Raw genomic sequence first — 22,060 nt, forward strand, 5'->3', positions numbered from 1 at the left:
TCAGAATGCGCTATATAAGAAACGAATGAGTAATCCCAAGTGTGTACTCACGAAGAAAAAACTTTTTTAATGGTCATTAGTCAGTTGTAGTTGTAGGTTGGGTTCATCAAGGGGAATAATTTCGGTTTCTGGATAATAGAAGGAGAGAATTTCTTGCGCTGACCACCCTTGTTTGGCGAGATGATGCGCTCCAATTTGACTTAAACCGACTCCATGTCCGAAACCACCACCAATAAACCGATAACCTTGTAATTCACCGTTACTTTTTAGCACGGGATCAATATAAAACAGGGTACTACGCGGCGGACCGAATGCACTACGGACTTCTGTTTTTTCTAAGGTAATGATTCCTTTCTCGGTTTCCACTTCCATTTCTAAAATCCGTCCAGAACGCGATCGAGCGGTTACTCTCATTTCTTCAATGGTTGTCACTGTCTCTGCGTCTGGATGATTAATGCGTTTCAAATACCGATTTAAATCCTCACTCAAGTTCTCAATACTGCTTTCCCGTCGCCAACGAAACGCCCGACTTCCCGTTTCATTAAACCCTTGTTGCTGATTGATAAAGGCGCGAAAATTCTTTTCTTGATTCAGGGGACGTTTTTCTAAATCCCAAACCCCATAAGTGGAATCCACCACCGATCGTAAATAAGGACGTTGACCACCATCCCAAATGTCACTAAAAAACGCTGTAACTCCCCCAGTAGTAGAAGAATAAAGCGCATCAACTAACTGATTCTCATAGGTTAACACTTGTTTTGCGGTTGCTTTGATCGCGCGATCGGTGCGCTGATTGGTATCACTTAATCCCCAATACACCTGACAATGAGTATTGGCGCAAATCTCATAATCATCTGCTTTAAACCGATGAAGATTCCGCAGCGCATAGGTTCGCGCAATAATCGCTTGTGCTTTCACCGCTTCTAAAGGAGCATTCGGTCCGATTTCATGCGGCACCACCCCTCGTAAATAAGTCTCGACGGGAACGAGATTCACTAGGGTATAATTCCCATAAGAGTTCGGCTGTAACCGCAAACTGCCAGGATAAAGTCGTTTTGGCGCATCACTACCGTTAACATAAATGCGCTTTTCTGGATGACGAATCTCTAATTTTTCTGGGGTGTAGCGTTTCCCTGACACAACAAAAGATGCGGTCACTAACTCCTCTAAAACTTCGGTTTCGATATAGGGCGTTTCATAACCATCATCCCTCAAACTTTCCAACAACAATCGCCGTAACAAAGGAGAATTATACACCTCAGTATCCGCCCAAACTTGCCAACGTCCAGGTTGTGTCACCTCTACTTTTAAACCCAACGCTTCCCAAGTTTTGGCACTGGTTTCGGCGGTTTCAAAGGTGGCGTGATCACTTAAAACGATTTTTTCTCTCACTTTTGGCTTGGTCAGAGGGACGGTTTCAATTTCCAACGTCAGGCGATCGGTTTTTAAGGTTTGGCTTTCTCCGTTTTCCTCAAACGTCAGGGTTAGGGGATCACCATTCGGACTGGTGATCACCATTTCATCTTTTAATTCCTCACCAAACCGTTGGATTACTCCCACTTCGATCGGGAACGGATCACTGGCGATCGCCCTTAACTGAGTACAAACACTGAGCAATCCCATCACCGAAACCCCAACCCACAATCCGAACTTGCGTTTTTGATTCATCTATTCTTCGTGCTGGAGACTCCCTCTATACCGAAGGTTAGTGGGAGAGGAAAGCACGTCCTCCATTCAGTGTGTTTACGATTAAGTTTGTTGAACGCTTCAAAACTTGAGTGTTCTTAGCTGAAAATTGTCCCAGTCTTTTCCAATCAAAATCGGAAACCGATACTTGAGTTTTTGTATCACCAGAAACCCAACCTCTGAACTTAACTCCTTTCCTTTCAGTTTCGACATAATCCCCCTTGCGAACATTATGTCGAGTTACTGTTCCTCCATACTTTCGTCTTACTGCATCTTTAGCAGGAAGCATTAAGTGAAGTTGACGGCGACTAATTGGAGGTCTTTTAATTACTGAAAAAGGAGCATTAGTGATCTCAACACTTCCTTCAAACCATCCTTTGTCTCCTTTTAGATATTTGTATTTTAAGAACTGATATGAAGCTAAAGCCACTCCATCAACGGCATGAGTAGCAGGAGTTTGACTAGACTTATTTCGGTCTTTCTCTAGCCCAAGAGTGTCTCTTCTTTTTGCGGTTTCCCAACCGTGTTTAATGGTGACGGGGGCAATGCTTGGTAGCCACTGTTCCGTGATCACCTTTTGACCCACCATAACGGGAGAGAAACCCTGATCTCCTCTGGCTTTAACAATTTCGTAGATGATTGAGGAAATGGGGAAAAGTTGAGATAACTCCTTGACTACTCGGTATTCTAGTTGTCGATTCGCTTTAATGCTGGGAGGAAGTTTGTGACCGCAACGGTTGTTGAACCGCTTCTGTCGGTGAGCGCGTTGGTCAAATGGTAGTTTACGATTGATTCGTCTTCCTCTTCTACTACGACGCATCATGGCTCGGGTTTCCATGCGGTTTTTTACCCGTTGAAATGGCAACTCTAGATGAGCCGTGAATAGGGTGGCTTTTGAAGACTGAACTCCAATTCCTGAGTAATGCTTCCCTGGGTCGATTCCCACCGCTATGGGTTGGGTTTCTTTTCCAGAGTCAATAGTTAACTGGACTGCGAAGGAATGTAAGTCGTTTTTGTAAACTACCGCTTTTCCTTCGTTGAGCCAACGTCGAGCGCGACTGGATTTGGTAGGCATTAATGGTTTTCCGTCTTTACTGATAACTGGAACACGATACATTGGTATAACCCTTTCGTGATAAAGTTTTAAGTCTCCTCGCCCACCTTGACTAAGATGCGCGGAATGCGCCACCGCGTTCCTGCCCGAATCGAATTCGGGCAGGGTCGGCGGTCCCTTCTTAAGGCAACCTTCCAACAGGTTTTAGAGAGGTACAAACTAGAGAAGTATTTGTACGTCCGTACCAAGTCAAGGCTCAACGGGCTATTCAAGTTTTTAAGATAGCATTGGAACTATCAATCTTCCGCTATAGTTCCCAAGAACTTAGCGGGAGTTCTTGAAATTCTCACCTCTGAGCATTCGTTTGGCTGCATCTAGCAACACCTCTTCCAAATAAGGCTTGGTAAAATACCCTTTTGCACCCAGACGAGATGCCATTTGTCGGTGACGTTCTGCTCCTCGTGAGGTTAACATCCCGATCGGCAACTCCGCAAACCGTTCTTCCTCTTTAATCCGAGATAACAACTCTAACCCGTCCATGCGTGGCATTTCAATGTCACAGAACATCATATCGCAAGCTAAACCAGCGCGAAGTTTTTCCCAAGCCTCTTTCCCATCACGAGCTTGTTCCACCCGATATCCTGCTTTTGAGAAGGTCATCGAGAGTAATTCTCGAACCGTAATCGAGTCATCCACAATTAACACCATGGGTTCGGCTTCACCCTCTTCTAACTGCGAGGCTTTCTCTTGTTGGGCTCGCATGGCAGTCATCACATCTTTTCGCACTCGTCCATAGAACAGAGCAATTAATTCCAAAACATCCGCGATCGTCATCACTGTACCATCGGAAGTAACCGTCGCACCCGATACTCCCACTGGTTTTGGAACCGGACCGGAAAGCTGTTTAATTACAATCTCTTGCTGTCCTAACACTTGATCCACCTGTACCGCAATCAAATTCCCTGTACTGCGGAGAACCACCACTGAAATCTCATCCGTTTCCGATTGGGCTGCAAAAACATTGGTACGGGTAAGCGTGCGATTATAAGAAAGGAGTTCCGACAAATGCTTAAAGGGAAGAAGGGTTGAGCTTCTTTGCCAACGAATGAACCGTTCTCCTTTCTGATTGACCTTAATATTCTCCTTACTGGTTTCAAACTTATCTTCCACCCCATCCATCGGGAAAGCAATACTAGATTGATTGAGCTGACAACATAAAGCAGTAGTAATACTCAAAGTCAGAGGAAGGTTGATCAGAAACTTCGTTCCCTTGCCAGGGGTAGAATCAATATTGATGCTACCTCGGAGCTTACTTAAAGAAGAATGCACCACATCCATTCCGACACCGCGTCCCGCTAAATCATCTGCTTGATCTTTGGTACTAAAACCAGGATGGAAAATAAAGTCAAAGATATCAATATCGGGTAAACTACGAGCATCTGCTTCGGAGATTAAACCTTTCTCTACTGCTTTGCGTCGAATCCGAATTGGATCAAGTCCAGCGCCATCATCAGAAATGGAAATAATGCTGTTATTGCCTTGGTGATGTGCTTTTACCTTAATCACTCCTGCTTCTGGTTTTCCATTATTGATTCTCTCTTCTGGAGACTCTACCCCATGAGCAATGGCATTATTAACCAAATGGGTCATTGGGTCATAAAGTTCCTCTAAAATCACCTTATCCACCAGTGTATCTTTTCCTTCTACTTGCAGTTTTGCTTTTTTATTTAACTTCAGAGAAATATTCCGCACGGCGCGAGGAAGACGATCGGCCACTTCCGAGAAAGGAACCATGCGAGCGGCGGTAAACCCTTCTTGTAAACTGGTGGTCACTTGACGGAAAATTCTCGCTTCTTGCTCTACTTCATCTACTAAAAACTCAAGATCAGAGGTGGATTCTCGCACTCGTACAATTAACTCAATCATTTCTTGAGAGAGTAAATGGAAACCACTAAACCGATCCATTTCTAAGGGATCATACTCCGCTTGATGATTTTGCTCTGAGTTAGAGCGATTTCCCCCATCATTCCCATTGGCGCTCACGGTGGTGAGGCGACGGATACTGTTTGATTTACTGGCTAACAGGGAGTTTTCCAACAAAGACCGTTCATAAAGGTCTTGCATTCGCACTCCCAAGTCATTCAGATTACTGACTTGTTCTAATAAGTTATCTAAGAAGCGTCGTAATCGTTCTTGGTCTTGTTCTAAACTATTACGGTTAACCACCAATTCCCCAATTAAGTTATTGAGGTTGTCCATTAGGCGCGCGGGGACTTTAATGGTTTGTTCAAATAGACTTGCTCCTGCTTTGGCTGGGGTCGGTGCTGGTGCGACGGTTGGCGTGGCTGGTTCTTCTTCTTTTGCTGTTGGAGATACTGCTTCGGGTTCTGTGGTCAGTCTTGGGGCTTCTTCAATGTAAACTTCGATCGCGGTGACATCTAAGGTTTGTTCTTCTGCTTGCGGTGAGGCTTCTATCACTTCTGAAAGGTGATTCATGCCCAGATAATCGGGAAAAGCATTCGCCGTCGTCTCAACCACCTGCTGGTTATAGCCTTCGATCAAGGTGGGAGCTTCCTCCTCTTGAAATAGAGTTAAACTTTCTGGGTTTTCTTCTGCTTCTTCGTGTAAAATGCGAGTTTTGAGGTAGTTTCTCGCCTCATTCAGGGTTGGTTGTAATCCTTTATAGACTTCTTGTTCTACCTGTTTTGTGTATTCTGTTGGCGCTTGAGACATGGCGTGCATATCTACTAAACCTTGAAAGGTATCAAACACACGCCATAATAATTCTTCTAAGTGTTTATCACTCACCACCGACGCGGTTCGCATCACCCCAAAACAGTCCTCGAAAAACTGCGCGATTTGTTGGATTGTCTCCATTTCATGGGTAACAGCGCCTGTGTTGATAAATTCCGCCGCTTGGTATAAAATTTGCAGGGTTTCGGGTGGTTTTATGACACCTGACAGGTTTAATAACCCACGCTCGATCGTTTCGAGATGGGTTTTGGCTTGCTCTAGATATTGATTTCGATCGAGGTTTTGGGGCTGATTTCGCTGCATGGTCACTTTTTTTCCCTTTTGGCTCGGAATAGGTCGGTGGCGATCGTTGACTCTGTTATCCCGTATTTTAACGCGATTTTATTTTTCTTGGAAATAGCCAAAATCAGCGACTTGTCTGGCTGACTCTCGCCATTTTGATTGTACCCTGACAAACAATTCTAAATAAATTTTTCCTGCAATTATTTTCTGCATTTCTTCCCGTGCTGCTGTGCCAATTTTTTTGAGCATTCCCCCTTTTTTTCCGATTAAAATCCCTTTCTGGGACGATCGTTCGACATTAATGGTTGCTCGAATTGTGGTTAAGTCTTTTTCTTCTGCCATGTCATCAATGACAATCGCCACTGAGTGAGGCACTTCTTGGCGGGTTTCTCGTAGGATTTGTTCTCGGATTAATTCTGCCATCACCAGCCGTTCTGGTTGATCGCTGACTAATTCTGGTGGATAATAATAGGGGCCAATTTCTAAGTTTTCTTGCAGTTTTTCTTGTAATTTCGGTAATCCCACACCCGTTAAGGCGGAAAATTCTAAATACTCCCATGCTCGATCGGGTAAAATTTCTTGATAGCTCGATCGATTTTTTTCCGTTTGTTCTTCTGATAATAAATCAATTTTATTTAATCCCACTAATACAGGAACTTTTGTCTTTTTCAATAACTCAATAATATAGCGATCGCCGCCGCCTGCTGGTGATGATCCATCCACGACAAATAAAATTAAATCCACCGCATCGATCGTGCTTTGAGCATTTTTAACAATCACTTTTCCTAACTCGTGATGGGGTTTATGAATCCCTGGGGTATCCACAAAAATCATCTGGGCTTTTTCTGTGGTTAAAATCCCTCGTAACCGATTGCGGGTGGTTTGCGCCACAGGAGAAGTAATCGCCACTTTTTCGCCTACCAATTCATTCATTAAGGTAGATTTTCCCACATTCGGTCGCCCAATTAAACCAATAAATCCCGACTTAAAATCGGGAGGCGCGATCGGAATTTGTCCAACTTCATTACTCATTATTTCCTTCCTTTTCTAACATCGTTAATACATATTCTCCTTCATTCACCGCTTCATTTGTTCCTCGATCGAAAATCCAACCCGAAGCCTCAGCTTTTACCTCCACAATCTCTGGCTGTTTTCCTTTTTTATTAAACTCTAAAATTTGATAAATCACCTCTCCCGCTACCACATTTGTTTGTAATTGCAGACAATTTTTAACAATCCCTCCTGTAGGCGCGTAGTATTCCTTAAGTTGATTTTTCGTCACCAACTGAAGCGGATGTTTTTCCGTATGTGTGAGGGGAAAATCAGACACCTTAACCACCCCAAGACTTGCCAAATAATTTTTAATTCCTTGCACCCCTTTTTCCACAGAATCGGATTTAGCAGACATTCCATTTCCTAATTCTAACGTCCAAGACGCTAACCCTAAATCAAGATTGCGTCCTAAATTTTTAAACACCTTTTTTAAGGAAAGCCAAGGTTTAATAAACGCTTCATCAAAGGTATATCCTTTGGGTTGATTGACCAGAATTCCCACATCGAGTAAAAAATTTTGAGTCATTGCTTCTTGACCTGGAAAAGTAAACAAATAATCAACCCCTTGATTGCTAGAACTATGAATATCAATCACGATTTTTGCATCTAAACAAAGGGATTGTAACACCTGCTGATATTTTACCGAATAAGGAACAGCACTGGCTTGTTTTCTCCACTGGATATTCTCTTCTAATCGAGTTTTAATCCGATGGAGATAATTCTGATAAATGGTTTCGTGATCTGCTTCTAAATGATCCTTAGCAAAATGATAAATATCTTCCTTTTCCGTATCATAATCCCAAAAAATCCGATTCCAGTCTTTACCATCATAACTGTTATAACGACCCGAATTAAAGAAATGAGAGCGTTGATTCATTCCCAGAGGATTACAAGCTGGAACTAACCAAACTTCACCGAATAACTGTTCTTCATCCAGACTAATGAGCCAATCTAACAGTTGTTTGATGACAACATTTCCGACAATTTCCGCACCATGTAAATTAGCTTGAATGTAAATTTTCTGGTCGGTTTTTTTGCCCAAAAATTGATAGACTTGTAAAGCAAGATTGTCACCAGAAGAGAGACGCAAGAGATTGATCGTTTTAATTTGAGGTTGCATGGCAAGAATTGTTTATAATTACTAATTAATTTCTGTAGGCAAAACAGTAACCTTAATGTCAAAATCAATAACAGATTAATAACGGTTATTAAAGGCGGGAGGAGAAACCACCGTGTCGAATACAACAGTAAGGCAAGACGAAAGCCAAGACAAACCCTCTTTATGGCAACGCACCCTCCAGTTTACGGAAGGGGTGGGAAAATCTGCCATAGGGACGATTATTTGCTTCGGGCTACTTGCCGGTGCGGTGATAACGGGAGGATTAGTGGGATTAGCGCTCAGTTTTCGCAATCTTCCTGATGTTAGGGTATTAGAAGTTTATTCTCCGACGGAAACCAGCTACATTTACGATGTGAAAGGTCGCCTTTTAACTCGGCTTCACGGGGAAGCGAATCGTGACGTGGTAGAGTTAGAAGAGGTTTCTCCAGAAGTGAAACAAGCGGTGTTGGCGATCGAAGACAGCCATTTTTATCAGCATCAAGGAGTTAACCCCGCCAGTGTCGCCCGCGCTTTACTGGTAAACTGGCAAAGTGGCGAAGTAGTGGAAGGGGCTTCTACCATCACCATGCAGTTGGTGAAAAATGTTTTTCTTTCTCCAGATAGAACCTTTAGCCGTAAACTTGCCGAAGCGGTTTTGGCGCTACGAGTGGAACAAGTTTTTACCAAAGATGAAATTCTAGAAATGTACCTCAACACCATTTATTGGGGGCATAATAATTATGGCGTAGAAACCGCAGCGAAAAGCTACTTTCAAAAATCAGCAGATGAATTAACCCTCGCCGAAGCGACGATGATTGCAGGATTAATTCAAGCACCAGAGGAATATAGTCCGTTTATTGACTACGCAGAAACTAAACGCCGTCAAGCGGTGGTTTTAAACCGCATGGAGGAATTAGGCTGGATTACCCCTCAAGTGGCGGATCAGACTTTACAAGAACCTTTATTGGTGGGAAAACCTACTGCATGGCAACAAAGTAAACTCCCCGCGATCACTTCCGCCGTCACCGCAAAACTTAATGAACGTTTCGGGAAAGAAATGGTACAAGAGGGAGGGTTACGGGTACAAACCACGATCGATTTCTTTTTCCAACAAATGGCAGAAGAAACCGTGAGAGATGCTAATCAAGAGTTGAGGAATCGAGGTTTAAATTCCGCTCAAATGGCAATTGTCGCCGTTGATCCTCGTACCCATTTTGTGAAAGCAATGGTGGGAACAGTGAACTATGAAGCCAGCGAGTTTAACCGTGCTATCCAGTCGCGTCGTCAACCCGGTTCATCCTTTAAGCCCTTTGTTTACTATAGTGCTTTTGCCAGTGGAAAATATACCCCTGAATCAACGATTAAAGATACTCCAGTGAGTTATCGTGATGGTTCTGGATATTATCGCCCGAAAAATTACGGCGGCGGGTTTTCGGGAACAATCAGTATGCGAAAGGCTCTTATGCAGTCTCGCAATGTGCCGGCGGTAAAATTAGGGCAGAAGGTGGGGTTAGATAATGTGATTGCTGTAGCAAATAAACTAGGGATAGAAAGCCCATTACAACCTGTGGCGTCTCTCCCTCTTGGCTCAATTGGGGTAACGCCTTTGGAAATGGCGGGTGCTTATGCTACCTTTGCCAATAATGGTTGGCATTCTGATCCGACTTTTATCATTCGGGTGACAGATAGCGAAGGGAATGTCCTCTTGGATAATCAACCTGAACCGAAATTGATCTTGGATCAGTGGGCGGTTGCCTCTTTGAATAGTGTCTTAAAAGGAGTGGTCGAATCGGGAACGGGAACTGCTGCTCAAATTGGTCGTCCGACAGCAGGTAAAACAGGAACAACCACATCGGAACGAGATGTCTGGTTTGTCGGTTATGTTCCGCAATTAGCGACGGCGGTTTGGATTGGCAATGATGATTATCGTTCTCTCGGTTACGGTGTCACTGGTGGCGGTTTTGCAGCGCCTGTGTGGCGCAAATTTATGAATCAGGCGCTAGTGGGTGAACCCGTACAACAATTCCCCTCACCGAGTCAGTATCAACGTCCTCAACCTCAGTCGAATTAGCGGTGTAATTCCGCTTTCATTCGTTCTAAGGTTTGGTGCATTTGATCAAACATTTGTTGTGGGGTCATGCCAAATTGCCCCAATTGATTTTTCAGTTGTTGTACCGTCATTTGCGCCATGAAGTCTTCTGAGAGTTCAAAGCGTTTCATAAAAATTTTATATCGTTCTAAAAGCTCTTCCATGCGATCGATGTAGAGTTTCTTCCCGTCATAGTCGAATTTACCGTATTTATTACCGAGTTCCATGAGGGATTGATACTCTTCAAATAGCTGTTTGGCTTCCTCTTGGACAACTTCAGAATCAAAAATTCCCATGATTATATTTGCTTTTAATATTGTTTTCTCCTTATGGTTTCTAATTTTAAATGAAGATAAACCCCACAGACAATTCGGTTTCCCGTATGATTGGGGGAATAGGGGACGAGGTTAACCATGTTCTTGGCAACAGAGAAAAATCAGAAGTTAGCGGTGATTTTGGCAATAATTGGCGCGGTTACGCCACTGGCTGGACTTCATAAGTTTTATCTACAACAACCGCGATGGGGATTGGTTTATTTGTTGTTGTCGGTGACGTTTACGCCACCGTTGCTGCTTGAAGGTTGGGTTTTACCTTATTTTGGCTTGGCGCAAGTGGCGAGTTTGTTGGAGGGAATTTGGTATTTTATCCAGTCAGAGGAAAATTTTCAGGAACGCTTTAATCGGGATACAGTATCGAGTGAGGAAAATCAGAGGGTGAATCCGAATTTGGTGAAGGAAACCGCCGAGGCGCTTCGTCAGTTGGATCAGTTGCGAGAGGAGGGGTTATTGTCGGAATATGAGTTTGAACAGCAACGTCGTCAGCTTGTGGAGAGGATTAGAAGGTAGTTTTATGATCTCGAAGTTGAATCCCCGTTTACTTTGGCTGCGATCGAAAATTAAGAATGATCCGTACTATCGGTTTCAGTCTCTGGAGGAAATCTCGATCGCGGCGCAATTAAAGATTAAAATCGAAGTGAATGCGGCGACGGTAGATGATTGGCTACGTCTTCCTGGTCTCTCCATTCGTCAAGCTCAAACTCTCACAGCGTTGACAGCTTCTGGTATCCAGTTTTATGCTCTAGAAGATATTGCAGCGGCGTTAAATGCTCCGTTACCGCGTTTACAACCTTTTGCGCCTATTCTCAGCTTTGATTTTTCTGATCCAGAAAGCTGTCTTTCTCCCGCTTTGGTTAATGTCAATCTGGCTACGGCTGAGGAGTTGGCTTCTCTTCCATTTTTTGATTTGGCTTTAGGGGAAAAGGTCGTAGAAAATCGCTTAACTGGGGGGAAATATCGCAGTTTAGCTGACTTCCATCAGCGTCTAGGTTTGGATGCTCAATTAACGTCTCAATTGATGCACTATCTACGATTTTAATGATAGCTTAGATCAATTTCAGGTAATTGCTTAGAATTGGTGTTGGGTTTTGTTCCTTCACCCAACCTACTTGGTGTTGGGTTTCGTTCCTTCACCCAACCTACTCTGTATCTGAAACTCTTTCCCATTGTTCCAATTTTACATAGTCGAGGCTAATAACGATGCAATTACCATTTCAATCTAACTTAAAAGAACTATATGAAATAGATGATTATCTTTGGGTAGAAAGAACGATCGATCTCTTAAAAAAGAAGAAATTTAATGAGTTAGATTTAGAAAATTTGATTGAGGAATTGGAAGATTTGGGTAGAGAGAGGAAAAATAAAGTAGAAAGTTTACTGAGACAAATCATCATTCATCTTTTGTTGTTAGAGTATTGGTCACAAGAATATCAAGATAATGCGGCTCATTGGCAAGCAGAGATTACTGAATTTAGATTTCAGAGCAATGGCATCTTAACCAAAAATTTACAAAACTATTTAGCCAGCAAAATTGAATTAATTTATCAAAATAGTGTTAAATATACTAAAAGAAAAACTAATCTTAATAGTTTTCCTAAAAAATGTCCTTATACTCTAGAACAATTATTAGATGAAGATTGGTTTCCTATAAAGTAATTAATACCATTTCTAAAAAGTCAAGTTACAGTCGATCCCCCCAAACCCCCCTTAATAAGGGGGGCTTAACTGATCGTTAATGTAGCACCAATTGTTCAAAATGGTATAACCAGCTAAAAAGTAGGTTGGGTGGAGTTTACGAAACCCAACACCAATAAGTGACCAGTGACCAGTCGTTTTCATTCTTTGATAACTAATGACTAATGACCAGTGACGAATGACTAATGTATAGACGTTTTATGGAACGTCTCTACCTAATGACTAATTTGTGTTGGGTTTCGCTTCGCTCCACCCAACCTACGGGATAGACATTGATTTGCGTTCTATGGCTTGCTGATATAACCCTTCCAGGTGGGTTAGATTAGATTTCAGGGTATAACGATCGAGGAGGCGCGATCGAGCTTTTTGTCCTAAAACCTTTGTCAACTCAGGATGATCTTGAAGTAGGGGTAACAAAGTTTTTAACTGTGTACAGACGCGATTTGTGCTTAAAACAATTCCCGCGCCTTCTTCTAACACTTCCCCATCAGCGCCAGCATCAGTTGCCACACAAGCAACTCCACAAGCCATTCCCTCTAACAAAGAAATCGATAATCCTTCCACTAAAGAAGGAAGAATAAACACATCCGCTGCTCTTAAAATGTCAATGCGTTTGTCTTCATCGGGAACAAAACCAAGCCAAATAACGCCGTGACGTTGGTTGTAAAAGGGTTTGAGAGAATTAAGCAAGGGACCATCACCAACAATCACCAATTTCGAGTTACTATCGAGGCGAGAGTATTTCCAAGCTCGGAGTAAGGATTCGACATTCTTCTCGGCGGACACTCGTCCTTGATAAACAAATAAACGTTCGGCATGAAAATGATCCTTAAAACTGGATTCCCCTGGGGAATACTTCACCTCATCAACGCCATTGGGAATCACTGCTAATTTTTTTTCTGGTACACCCAGACGCATCAATAAATCCCGTTGAATGCGAGAAAAGATAATCACTCCATCATAATGAGCTAAAAAAGGAGCATATAGTTGATAAGTGAGAAATTGGGTACTGGATTTAATATTGCGAATTTTACTGTCAAAAGGAGGGTGAAACGTTGCGACGACGGGAATATTTAATTCTTTACAGATTTCTGGGAGACGAAAATCAAGGGGGGAAAGGGTAAGGGAAGCATGAACCAGATCAGGTTTGAGTTCTTGTAACGATCGACGCAGCCGATTCGTTGATCCGAGTGTGGGAATGGTGTAAACCTGTGACTTATAAATAAAGGGTAATCGTATTTCTGTCACTTCCTCCCAGTTACCTGAGTCGGTTTCGGCTTCAGCAAAATGAAGGAAGCTCACGTCATAACCTCGATTTAACAAGGCATGAGTGATATTACGACCGTAGGTAACATTCCCACAAAACGGCGATTTTTTTCCCAACCAGGCAATGTGCATGCAACTAAAACTCAACAGGGGATAATGGTCATTTCAGGCGATCGAGACTGATGACCAGCAACTAACAGGAAATTGTTAATGGTTAAGGGTCAATTGTCAATTGTTTTCTCCCGTATGAGCAATACACCAAGTTAAGAGTCCTCCGACGATCGCGCTGGCAGCTAAACCTAATAACACCGCTTCCAAACCAAACACTGTTTCTGCGACACTCGCTAACGCTAAAGGTAAACTTAAAGCAATATTCACCGCATTATTCTGTAAGCCAAACACTTTACCCCGCTTGCTTTCTGGAGTTTCTTCTTGGATTGTGGTTTGCATGGGAATCCCCACTAAGGAGGCAAAAAAGCCTAATAAAATGGTCAGTGCAAATGCTAAACCTAAATTTGCGGTAAAAAACGCTAATCCCACTAAAGCGCTACCCATACCGAATGACCCCCATAAGCCGAGTTGTGAGCGTGAGAGGCTTTCTCCCCAGTTACCGAGGAAAGCCGCTCCGATCGCCATTCCGACCCCAGCAACGGCTAAAATAAAGCCAAACTGGTCGGATTCTAAGTTGGGAAGGGTTTCCGCTAAACGAACCGCTAACACGGCTAAAGCGGCAAAGATACAGAATAAAATAATCAACTGGATCATGGCATTACGAACGCGGTAATTTTGGCGCAAATACTGAATCCCATCCCAAATATCTTGAAAAACGTGGGGTCTCTCTTTTTCCGTTTGTACCGTTTCTTTGGGATTCAAGGGAATTAAGACTAAACCGGCGATCGCGTAACCGCTACCAACCACAATTTCTTTACTAAACTCCCAGGTTAATCCTAGCCATTGAGCAAAGGTTTCGGTTAATTGTAATAAAGGCTCTCCCACAGCAAATCCGATAATCACAGAAGCCATCATGGTGGTTGTGTAAAGAGAATTGGCGGGGAGTAAGTTATTGCGTTTGACTAATAAGGGGATTGCGGTTTGTTCGGCGGGAGCGAAAAATTGAGTCAAGGTAGAGACGAGAAATGTGATCATCAAGAGACACCAGAAACCCACAGGAAGGTTAAACCAAGGGGTTAAATCTTCGGTGAGATACAGCAAGAAGGGAACTGACCACACTAATAAGCCGCGCACGAGATTTGTTCCGACTAGAACCAGTTTTTTCGACCATCGATCGACATATACCCCAGCTAATGATCCAAACAGAATCGCAGGAATGGTAAAGGCGATCATAATTGCCGATACCCAACCGCTAATGGTTTGATCAGGACGTTGAAAGTGACTCGCAATGATACTAATCATTAAGACAAGATACACTTTATCTGCAAGTTGGGAGAAAATTTGACCACTCCAAAGGGTTAAAAAACGGTAATTTTTCAACACGGGAAGAAACCCCTGTGTCTTTTCTTCTGCAGGGGTTTGGGTTGGATTATTGGTTTGAGTTTGTTCTTGTTCTGATAGTTTCATTTATTAGTTATTTATTATTGGTGATTGCAATCGTTGGGTTATTACTGTTGGGTTACGTTATCACTTCACCCAACCTACTTATCTGGGAATTGTTGGGTTACGTTATCACTTCACCCAACCTACTTATCTGGGAATTGTTGGGTTAGGTTGTCACTTCACCCAACCTACTTATCTGGGAATTGTTGGGTTAGGTTGTCACTTCACCCAACCTACTTATCTTGGGGTTAGGTTGTCACTTCACCTAACCGACAAGGTTGGTGGAGCAAACTATCGACTAAACTCGCGGCTCGAATTGAATAGTGAAAATGGTACTCCGTATAATTTCGTAGCAATTTCTCGATCGATTGTAAATGCTGAATTTCCCCTGAGAAGTTAGCTGGAAGGGTGGCTTGGGATAACTGTTGTAATAGATTTAATTCCACCGCATTGAGGGAATGATTGACGGTTTCTGTTCCTTGAGAGATGATTCCTCCAGCTTGATAGCTAAACCCAGCCCGATCGCGATCAGGAGGAAGTTGTGTTAAACAACAGTTGTACACTTGAGGAGCAATACCAGCTAAGGAAAGAAGGTGAAAAATTCCCTGATTCAGGAGGGAGAAAAGAGTTTCTGCGGTGGGATTAGGGGAACAATTTTCAATGCGATGTAAATGTTCTCGCAAGAGGGTAAACAGTTCCTCTTGAGGTTGTTCACTGAGGGCAAAACAAAGGACAATTTCTGCTAAATACTGACTAATCGCTAGTTTTCCTAAACTTTGAGTCAGTTTGGGATAGGTGTATAAGGTTTCCGCTTGGGTGAGACGGTGTAATGACGATCGTCCTTTCACTAACAAGAGTTCATTGACGACAAACAGTTCACTGCGTCCTCGTAACCGCGATTGATATTTTCGCGCTCCCCCAGCGACGGCTCGAATTAAACCATATTCTGGGGTTAAAATTGTCAGTGATCGATCGTGTTCTCCCAATGGCATTCCTTTTAAGTTGATGCCTGTTGCTTGATAGGTTTGGCTCATGCTCTACTTTTAAGACACCAATTCTCACCATAGCAGGGAAAACCTAGCTTTCCGCATCCTCTGGGTAACTGATTTTTTTCTGCTGTTGAAGCAATTGTAAGCCACGAGATGTTCCTAAACGGTTTGCTCCCGCATTCAGTAGCGCGATCGCTCCTTCTAGAGTACGGATTCCCCCTGATGCTTTGATCCCCACTTGTCCTTTCGCAATTTCCCGAATTAATTGCACATCAGCAACCGTTGCGCCACCAAACCAGCCAGTATTTGTCTTAATAAACGCCACATCCGCATCTAAACAGAGTTCTACAGCTAACTGTTTTTCCGCTTCCTTAAGTAATCCCGTCTCGATGATGGCTTTGATGGTAACGCCAGTTTCTTCGCAAATTTGGGCAATTTCTCGGTTCGCTCGATCGGGATTTTCCCCTTTAATCCATCCTAAATTCAACACCACATCTAATTCTGTTGCGCCATTTTCCACCGCTTCTTGTGCCTCATAAAGTTTACTCGCTGTAGTCGTCGCTCCAGTGGGAAAACCAATCACCGCACAAACAACAGGTGCTTTTCCTTGTAATAATTCAGTTGCTTGGCGCACTGCATTCGGATAAACACAAACCGAAGCAAAGTTATGTTGCCATGCTTGATGACAACATTGTTTTACATCCTCCTCAGTCGCCGTCGGGTTTAAGAGGGCGTGGTCAATCGTGGGAGCAATATCGATATTCTGATCCATCATTTTGGTTGCTTTAAAGACACCATTATATCCCTAACACACTACAACCAGTCGGTTCGGTGGAGAGAAAGCGTAATCCAACAACAATTGGTCATTGGTCATTGGTCATTGGTCATTGGGAAAACTACTCTCTGACTGAATCACGAAGGACAAAGGACAAAGGACAAAGGACAAAAAAGTAGGTTGGGTGGAGAGAAAGCGTAACCCAACACCAAGAGCGTAGGTTGGGTGGAGAGAAAGCGTAACCCAACACCAAGAGCGTAGGTTGGGTGGAGAGAAAGCGTAACCCAACATCATCGAACCAATAATTTAATTATGCTTTTCGGATTTTTGTCAAGTTTATATTAGAAATAATAATCAGTTTATCAGAATTAGATTAAATTTCCGTATCAAACCGTCTTCTTTACAGTTCTTAACCAAATTAAATCGGACAGAAATATTGACGAAATTACGGCTTTTCAGCTATAGTTGGGAAAACGATAATCCCACGGGATGTTCTGTCTTTTTAGCAATTTATCCCCTTCGATCGCCTATTATCTCGTGACCGTTGCGAAAGTTTTGTCAAGTTTTTAAAGCAGAGGTGACACCAATTTTGACAACCGATTTATAAGTTTTGTAACGAGAGGTTGACAAATGCTCTGTTTTATGAAAGGGGTAACTAAATAAGTGAGGATTGACGGTGAACGCATTTGAGTCAGCTTCTACCGATGAACCGATACAATTGTTTTGGTTATTGACCACCCTCGCTATTATAACCCTTAATTATGTTTTATTCTCTTAATCGGAGTGCCACCGATGCTCGATCGGGCTTTAGGCGCGGAAAGTTCACAAATTAATCCTGATCTCGTTGGTTAGGTAGCGTGAAGCGTAGCCCCATCTACTGATTGTTGTTGGGTTTCGTGACCTCCACCCAACCTACCTTTGACTGATTGTTGTTGGGTTTCGTTGCTCTCCACCCAACCTACCTTTGACTAATCATTGTTGTTGGGTTTCGTGACCTTCACCCAACCTACCTTTGACTGATTGTTGTTGGGTTTCGTGACCTTCACCCAACCTACCTTTTACTGGTCACTGGTCACTGATCAGGAAAAGTGTTGCGATTCCTTTAAAACTGCGCTATAACTAGCAGGAACGTCTGAGATTTTTTCATGTCCTTAGCTCCCTGGCGTAGCACGATCGCGCGATCGTTGCACATCAACCGTTCCCACCCCGACTCTCGGTTTTTCCAACTGGCGACCATCACCCCCAACGGAGAACCAGCTAACCGTACCGTTGTTTTCCGAGGCTTCCGCGATCGGAGTAACGAATTACAAATCATCAGTGATGCTCGGAGCGAAAAAAACGCTCATCTCCAACAACAGCCTCAAGGAGAAATTTGTTGGTATTTCACCAAATCTCGCGAGCAATTTCGCTTTAGCGGTTCACTGACCGTGATTAACTCAGAAAACACCGCCTTAGCTTCCCTGCGCGAAAAAATTTGGGAACAACTTTCCGATCAATCTCGATTATTATTTTTCTTCCCGCATCCGAAAGCCAAACGCACCACAGACGCTTTCCCTGAAACCCCTCTCGATGACATCCCAGAAACCTTTACCGTGCTGCTTTTTAACCCGAAAAAAGTAGATTATTTAACCTTGAAAGGAAACCCTCAAAATCGTTATCTTTATGTACTAGACGATGATCAAAACTGGTCTGTAACTGAAGTTAACCCCTGATGGAAAAAAACTATCGACGTTGTTTAAGTTGTCGGCGAATTGCTCCGAAAGAAGAATTTTTACGAATCGTGAGAGTCCATCCATCCCGAAAGATACAATTGGATCAAGGGATGGGACGATCGGCTTATGTGTGTCCTTGCGCCAGTTGCTTGAAAACAGCGCAACACAAAAACCGTTTAGGACGCGCCATCAAAGCGAAAATTCCTCCCACAATTTACCAAGAGCTTGAAAACCGCATCAACGGAAGAGAAAGCTCAGAAAACTTGAAATCGTTGGTACAATAATGAACTTAGGGTTAAATGTAGGTAGGAGAAGTAACCTTCGTACTAAATATACATCATAAACCAAACCAAATGTCATCAAAGATCAATTTTTTTGATGACCAACTGTAAACAACTACTGTGATTAAGGGGCAAAACTTATGCTCTAAAACAACAGAAAATCAAGAAAACCGACGGGGGATAGTGGATGACTAAGGTCAGAATATACGATTTGTCACGAGAATTAAACTTAGAGAATAAACAAGTATTGGACATTTGTAATCAGTTAAACATCACAGCAAAAACTCATAGTAATAGTATTTCTGAAGCTGATGCGGAGCGTATCCGAGCCACTGTGGAAAAAGGAGACGTAATCAAGCAACAGCAAAATGGAAATGGTAGCGGTAACGCTAGAAACGGTAAAAAATCCCAAAAAAGTCACCAAATATTAGAAGTCCGACACAATAAATCGCGTGTGGAAAATCAATCATCAGCAGAAAGAAACGGAGAAAACGGTGGTGATTCACCACAACTAAAAGGACCCCCTCGTCGTCCAGAAGAACCAAAATATAAGGATGCGGGAAAAGAGGTGAAACCGAAACCCAAAATGAAAAAGCCGACGGCGGCGACGGTGGAAACTCCCCCATCTGTTTCTTCAGAGTCGTCGCAGGAAATTAAAGAGGAAAAGCAACCAGAAAAACCTACTGTTGAAGAAACCAAGCCAACAGTAGAACAAGAAACAAAAGTAGAACAAAAAGAGAAGGTTTCGTCAGTGACTCCTCCGACTCCCCCAGCTTCAAAATCGGTGGAAACGCCTTCGGAAGAAAGTGAAGGGAAAGAATTAATAGGCCCCCCTAGCAAGCCAAAACCCCCGAAAAAAGAAGGAAAAACTGGCGATAAATCGAAGAAGGTAGAAAAACCCACCTTAAAGTCAGCCAAACCGAAACCACAGCCGCAACCAGAACCGAAAGAGGTTAAAGAGGAACCCGTAGAAGCGAAAGAAGCGAAACCAGAGACGAAAACAGAAGAAAAACCGGTGAAACCGAAAAAACCGGTGAAACCGAAGATGTTGGCGAAACCAACACGGGGGAAAGTAGAAAAAGAGAAGACCCCACCCGATGATTCTGATTTAGACAAAACAGCTAAAGATGATGAGGGAGCGGAAGAGGAAACAACGGATGAGAATGAGTTGTTATTAGAACAACCGAAACGTCCTCGTCCGAAACGAGTGGATGCGCCAACTCGCACTGGGAAGAAAAAAGGTTGGGAAGAAGAAGAGGAAGACCCAGAAAAAGTTGAAGCGAAAGCTCAGAAAAAACGTCGTCCGAAACCAATCATTGAGGATGATGATGAAGAGTTGGCTCTAGAAGAAGAGTTGGGAACAACAGAAGAGCAGTCCATTGCGCTGCGTTCTTTGGAACGTCCCCCGAAACCAGAGGCGTTACAAAAAACCGCTTCTCCCTCTTCTCCTCCCCCAAAAGCGGCTCCCAGTAAACCGAAGAAAAATAAAGGGGGAAGCAGTCAACAGTCTTCCCAACGGAATCAGCGTCAGGAGAAAGAGCCAGAAAAAGAACGTCCCGAAAGTATTATTTTGACGGAAGGCGTAGCTGTGCCTGAATTAGCAGAAATGCTGGCGGTGTCGGAAACGGAGATTATTAAGAATCTCTTTATTAATCGCGGCATCCAAGCCAATATTACTCAGACGCTAGAATTGGAAACCGCTCGTCTCGTGGCGGAAGATTTAGGGGTACAAGTGGAAACCCCAGAAGAAAAATCCGCAGCGACAAAAACCGAGATGCTGGATACAGAAGACTTGGATCATCTTCAGTTCCGTCCGCCAGTGATTACGATTATGGGTCACGTGGATCACGGGAAAACCAGTCTTTTGGATTCCATTCGCAAAACCAAAGTGGCGGCGGGAGAAGCAGGGGGAATTACTCAGCGCACCGGTGCGTATCATGTGGATGTGGAACATGAAGGGGAAACCCGACAGGTGGTCTTCCTTGATACTCCCGGTCACGAAGCCTTTACTTCGATGCGAGCGCGAGGCGCAAAGGTGACGGATATTGCTGTTTTAGTGGTGGCTGCAGATGATGGGGTACAACCACAAACCCAAGAGGCGATTAGTCACGCCAAAGCGGCAGGCGTTCCCATTGTGGTGGCGATTAATAAGATGGATAAGGAGGGAGCGCAACCCGATCGCGTGAAGCAAGAGTTGACGGAACATGAGTTAGTTCCCGAAGAATGGGGTGGTAATACGCCGATGGTTGGTGTCAGTGCGATTACAGGGGAAAATTTAGATGAATTGCTGGAAATGATTATTCTGGTTGCTGAATTAGAAGAACTTTCTGCAAACCCCGATCGACTGGCAAAAGGAACGGTGATTGAGGCGAATCTCGATCGCGCTCGTGGTCCCGTTGCGACATTACTGGTGCAAAATGGCACATTGCACGTGGGAGATGTGATAGTCGCAGGGCCCTGTTTCGGTAAAATTCGCGCCATGATTGACGATCGCGGTCAAAAAGTCGAAGCAGCGAGTCCCTCTTTTGCCGTGGAAATCCTCGGTTTAGGAGAAGTTCCCAGAGCAGGAGACGAGTTTGCTGTGTATGCGGACGAAAAACAAGCTCGTGCGATCGCATCCGAACGGACGGCGGAAATGCGAAGTTCTCGCCTCCAACGGGCAGCAAGTTCTCGTCGGGTAACACTCAGTAATGTGTCTGAACAGGCGCAAGAAGGGGAACTCAAAGAACTGAATTTGATCATCAAAGCCGATGTTCAAGGGTCAGTGGAAGCGATCCAAAGTTCCTTATCGCAACTCCCGCAAAGTGAAGTGCAAATCCGCGTTTTATATGCAGCGCCTGGGGAAGTCACCGAAACCGACGTTGACCTGGCGGCTGCCAGTGGTGCGGTGATTATTGGGTTTAATACCACCCTTGCTTCTAACGCCAAAGCGGCGGCCGATCGAGAAGGGGTAGATGTGCGAGAATACGACATCATCTATAAACTTCTAGATGAGATTCAAGGCGCAATGGAAGGTCTTCTTGATCCTGAAGAAGTGGAATCGCCATTAGGAACAGCAGAAGTGCGAGCAGTGTTCCCTGTGGGGCGCGGTTTCGCAGCTGGTTGTTATGTCCAGTCTGGGCGCTTAGTGCGTAATCGAAGGATGCGAGTGCGTCGGAACGGAGAAGTGGTCTATGACGGCAATATGGACTCCCTGAAACGGGTGAAAGAAGATGCCAAAGAGGTTCAATCAGGTTTTGAATGTGGTGTCGGTTCTAACAAGTTCAATGATTGGAAAGAGGGAGACATCATCGAGGCTTACGAAATGGTGATGAAACGTCGCACTTTGAAGACTAAATAATCAGATGTTTTCCTGTAGGGGCGTGCTATAGCAATCCTAAATGAATTGTAAATTATTCGCCCCCAACCCCCCCAATTATTGTAAATTATTCGCCCC

The 22,060-nt window shown here is 43.7% G+C and carries 17 protein-coding genes; 7 read left to right on the top strand and 10 right to left on the bottom strand.

Annotated features, from left to right (window positions below; all coding sequences use genetic code 11):
* Positions 1 to 66 precede the first annotated feature (66 nt).
* The 5 genes from DACSA_RS01275 to DACSA_RS01295 form a co-directional block, all read right to left on the bottom strand.
* Positions 67 to 1,623, bottom strand: coding sequence for a SpoIID/LytB domain-containing protein (locus DACSA_RS01275; RefSeq protein WP_015228040.1), 1,557 nt, complete (start codon positions 1,621 to 1,623; stop codon positions 67 to 69).
* An 82-nt stretch (positions 1,624 to 1,705) separates the two neighbouring features.
* Positions 1,706 to 2,803 (bottom strand): RRXRR domain-containing protein, encoded by a 1,098-nt coding sequence (locus DACSA_RS01280; protein WP_015228041.1) that lies wholly within the window; start codon positions 2,801 to 2,803, stop codon positions 1,706 to 1,708.
* A gap of 261 nt (positions 2,804 to 3,064) precedes the next feature.
* Positions 3,065 to 5,797, bottom strand: a complete 2,733-nt coding sequence (locus DACSA_RS01285) for a hybrid sensor histidine kinase/response regulator (RefSeq protein ID WP_015228042.1) — start codon at positions 5,795 to 5,797, stop codon at positions 3,065 to 3,067.
* A gap of 78 nt (positions 5,798 to 5,875) precedes the next feature.
* On the bottom strand, positions 5,876 to 6,808 hold the full coding sequence (gene era / locus DACSA_RS01290; RefSeq protein WP_015228043.1) for a GTPase Era: 933 nt from the start codon (positions 6,806 to 6,808) through the stop codon (positions 5,876 to 5,878).
* Complete coding sequence (locus DACSA_RS01295; RefSeq protein WP_015228044.1) at positions 6,801 to 7,949, bottom strand: M14 family zinc carboxypeptidase; 1,149 nt, start codon at positions 7,947 to 7,949, stop codon at positions 6,801 to 6,803. Before DACSA_RS01295 ends, era begins: the two co-directional genes overlap by 8 nt.
* A 112-nt stretch (positions 7,950 to 8,061) precedes the next feature.
* Here DACSA_RS01295 and DACSA_RS01300 point away from each other — a divergent pair, with 112 nt between their 5' ends.
* The gene (locus DACSA_RS01300) at positions 8,062 to 9,999 is read left to right on the top strand and encodes a transglycosylase domain-containing protein (protein WP_015228045.1); all 1,938 of its coding nucleotides are present in this window, start codon (positions 8,062 to 8,064) and stop codon (positions 9,997 to 9,999) included.
* Here DACSA_RS01300 and DACSA_RS01305 read toward each other — a convergent pair.
* Entirely contained in the window at positions 9,996 to 10,313 is a 318-nt protein-coding gene (locus DACSA_RS01305; RefSeq protein ID WP_015228046.1) for a DUF1825 family protein, read from the bottom strand. The two genes, DACSA_RS01300 and DACSA_RS01305, sit on opposite strands and share 4 nt — an antisense overlap.
* A 117-nt stretch (positions 10,314 to 10,430) precedes the next feature.
* On the opposite strand from DACSA_RS01305, the gene DACSA_RS01310 reads away from it, so the two are divergent.
* From DACSA_RS01310 to DACSA_RS01320, 3 genes are all read left to right on the top strand, one after another.
* Positions 10,431 to 10,862 carry a TM2 domain-containing protein gene (locus DACSA_RS01310; protein WP_015228047.1) on the top strand — a complete coding sequence of 144 codons (432 nt, stop codon included), beginning with the start codon at positions 10,431 to 10,433 and terminating at the stop codon, positions 10,860 to 10,862.
* A 4-nt stretch (positions 10,863 to 10,866) separates the two neighbouring features.
* Positions 10,867 to 11,391 (top strand): ComEA family DNA-binding protein, encoded by a 525-nt coding sequence (locus DACSA_RS01315; RefSeq protein ID WP_015228048.1) that lies wholly within the window; start codon positions 10,867 to 10,869, stop codon positions 11,389 to 11,391.
* 161 nt (positions 11,392 to 11,552) lie between these two features.
* Positions 11,553 to 12,008 carry a DUF29 domain-containing protein gene (locus DACSA_RS01320; protein WP_015228049.1) on the top strand — a complete coding sequence of 152 codons (456 nt, stop codon included), beginning with the start codon at positions 11,553 to 11,555 and terminating at the stop codon, positions 12,006 to 12,008.
* A gap of 297 nt (positions 12,009 to 12,305) precedes the next feature.
* On the opposite strand, the gene DACSA_RS01325 is transcribed toward DACSA_RS01320, so the two are convergent.
* From DACSA_RS01325 to deoC, 4 genes are all read right to left on the bottom strand, one after another.
* Complete coding sequence (locus tag DACSA_RS01325; protein ID WP_015228050.1) at positions 12,306 to 13,445, bottom strand: glycosyltransferase family 4 protein; 1,140 nt, start codon at positions 13,443 to 13,445, stop codon at positions 12,306 to 12,308.
* Positions 13,446 to 13,541: 96 nt separating this feature from the next.
* Positions 13,542 to 14,891, bottom strand: a complete 1,350-nt coding sequence (locus DACSA_RS01330; protein WP_015228051.1) for an MFS transporter — start codon at positions 14,889 to 14,891, stop codon at positions 13,542 to 13,544.
* A 224-nt stretch (positions 14,892 to 15,115) separates the two neighbouring features.
* Complete coding sequence (gene recO / locus DACSA_RS01335; protein WP_015228052.1) at positions 15,116 to 15,901, bottom strand: DNA repair protein RecO; 786 nt, start codon at positions 15,899 to 15,901, stop codon at positions 15,116 to 15,118.
* 43 nt (positions 15,902 to 15,944) lie between these two features.
* On the bottom strand, positions 15,945 to 16,628 hold the full coding sequence (gene deoC / locus DACSA_RS01340; protein WP_015228053.1) for a deoxyribose-phosphate aldolase: 684 nt from the start codon (positions 16,626 to 16,628) through the stop codon (positions 15,945 to 15,947).
* A 1,148-nt stretch (positions 16,629 to 17,776) separates the two neighbouring features.
* Here deoC and DACSA_RS01345 point away from each other — a divergent pair.
* The 3 genes from DACSA_RS01345 (at position 17,777) to infB (ending at position 21,964) form a co-directional block, all read left to right on the top strand.
* On the top strand, positions 17,777 to 18,343 hold the full coding sequence (locus tag DACSA_RS01345; RefSeq protein ID WP_015228054.1) for an Npun_F5749 family FMN-dependent PPOX-type flavoprotein: 567 nt from the start codon (positions 17,777 to 17,779) through the stop codon (positions 18,341 to 18,343).
* Positions 18,343 to 18,627 (top strand): YlxR family protein, encoded by a 285-nt coding sequence (locus DACSA_RS01350; RefSeq protein WP_015228055.1) that lies wholly within the window; start codon positions 18,343 to 18,345, stop codon positions 18,625 to 18,627. The genes DACSA_RS01345 and DACSA_RS01350 overlap by 1 nt, the downstream gene beginning before the upstream one ends.
* Positions 18,628 to 18,811: 184 nt before the next feature.
* Entirely contained in the window at positions 18,812 to 21,964 is a 3,153-nt protein-coding gene (gene infB, locus DACSA_RS01355) for a translation initiation factor IF-2 (RefSeq protein ID WP_015228056.1), read from the top strand.
* Positions 21,965 to 22,060: the final 96 nt, after the last annotated feature.

This window comes from Dactylococcopsis salina PCC 8305, assembly GCF_000317615.1.
GTDB lineage: Bacteria > Cyanobacteriota > Cyanobacteriia > Cyanobacteriales > Rubidibacteraceae > Halothece > Halothece salina.

What these genes read in the sequence shown, in the direction of transcription:
- DACSA_RS01275 (WP_015228040.1), bottom strand. Translation starts at nt 1,623, where the DNA reads ATGGGATTGCTCAGTGTTTGTACTCAGTTAAGGGCGATCGCCAGTGAT.
- DACSA_RS01280 (WP_015228041.1), bottom strand. Translation starts at nt 2,803, where the DNA reads ATGTATCGTGTTCCAGTTATCAGTAAAGACGGAAAACCATTAATGCCT.
- DACSA_RS01285 (WP_015228042.1), bottom strand. Translation starts at nt 5,797, where the DNA reads ATGCAGCGAAATCAGCCCCAAAACCTCGATCGAAATCAATATCTAGAG.
- era (WP_015228043.1), bottom strand. Translation starts at nt 6,808, where the DNA reads ATGAGTAATGAAGTTGGACAAATTCCGATCGCGCCTCCCGATTTTAAG.
- DACSA_RS01295 (WP_015228044.1), bottom strand. Translation starts at nt 7,949, where the DNA reads ATGCAACCTCAAATTAAAACGATCAATCTCTTGCGTCTCTCTTCTGGT.
- DACSA_RS01305 (WP_015228046.1), bottom strand. Translation starts at nt 10,313, where the DNA reads ATGGGAATTTTTGATTCTGAAGTTGTCCAAGAGGAAGCCAAACAGCTA.
- DACSA_RS01310 (WP_015228047.1), top strand. Translation starts at nt 10,431, where the DNA reads ATGTTCTTGGCAACAGAGAAAAATCAGAAGTTAGCGGTGATTTTGGCA.
- DACSA_RS01315 (WP_015228048.1), top strand. Translation starts at nt 10,867, where the DNA reads ATGATCTCGAAGTTGAATCCCCGTTTACTTTGGCTGCGATCGAAAATT.
- DACSA_RS01320 (WP_015228049.1), top strand. Translation starts at nt 11,553, where the DNA reads ATGCAATTACCATTTCAATCTAACTTAAAAGAACTATATGAAATAGAT.
- DACSA_RS01325 (WP_015228050.1), bottom strand. Translation starts at nt 13,445, where the DNA reads ATGCACATTGCCTGGTTGGGAAAAAAATCGCCGTTTTGTGGGAATGTT.
- DACSA_RS01330 (WP_015228051.1), bottom strand. Translation starts at nt 14,891, where the DNA reads ATGAAACTATCAGAACAAGAACAAACTCAAACCAATAATCCAACCCAA.
- recO (WP_015228052.1), bottom strand. Translation starts at nt 15,901, where the DNA reads ATGAGCCAAACCTATCAAGCAACAGGCATCAACTTAAAAGGAATGCCA.
- deoC (WP_015228053.1), bottom strand. Translation starts at nt 16,628, where the DNA reads ATGGATCAGAATATCGATATTGCTCCCACGATTGACCACGCCCTCTTA.
- DACSA_RS01345 (WP_015228054.1), top strand. Translation starts at nt 17,777, where the DNA reads ATGTCCTTAGCTCCCTGGCGTAGCACGATCGCGCGATCGTTGCACATC.
- DACSA_RS01350 (WP_015228055.1), top strand. Translation starts at nt 18,343, where the DNA reads ATGGAAAAAAACTATCGACGTTGTTTAAGTTGTCGGCGAATTGCTCCG.
- infB (WP_015228056.1), top strand. Translation starts at nt 18,812, where the DNA reads ATGACTAAGGTCAGAATATACGATTTGTCACGAGAATTAAACTTAGAG.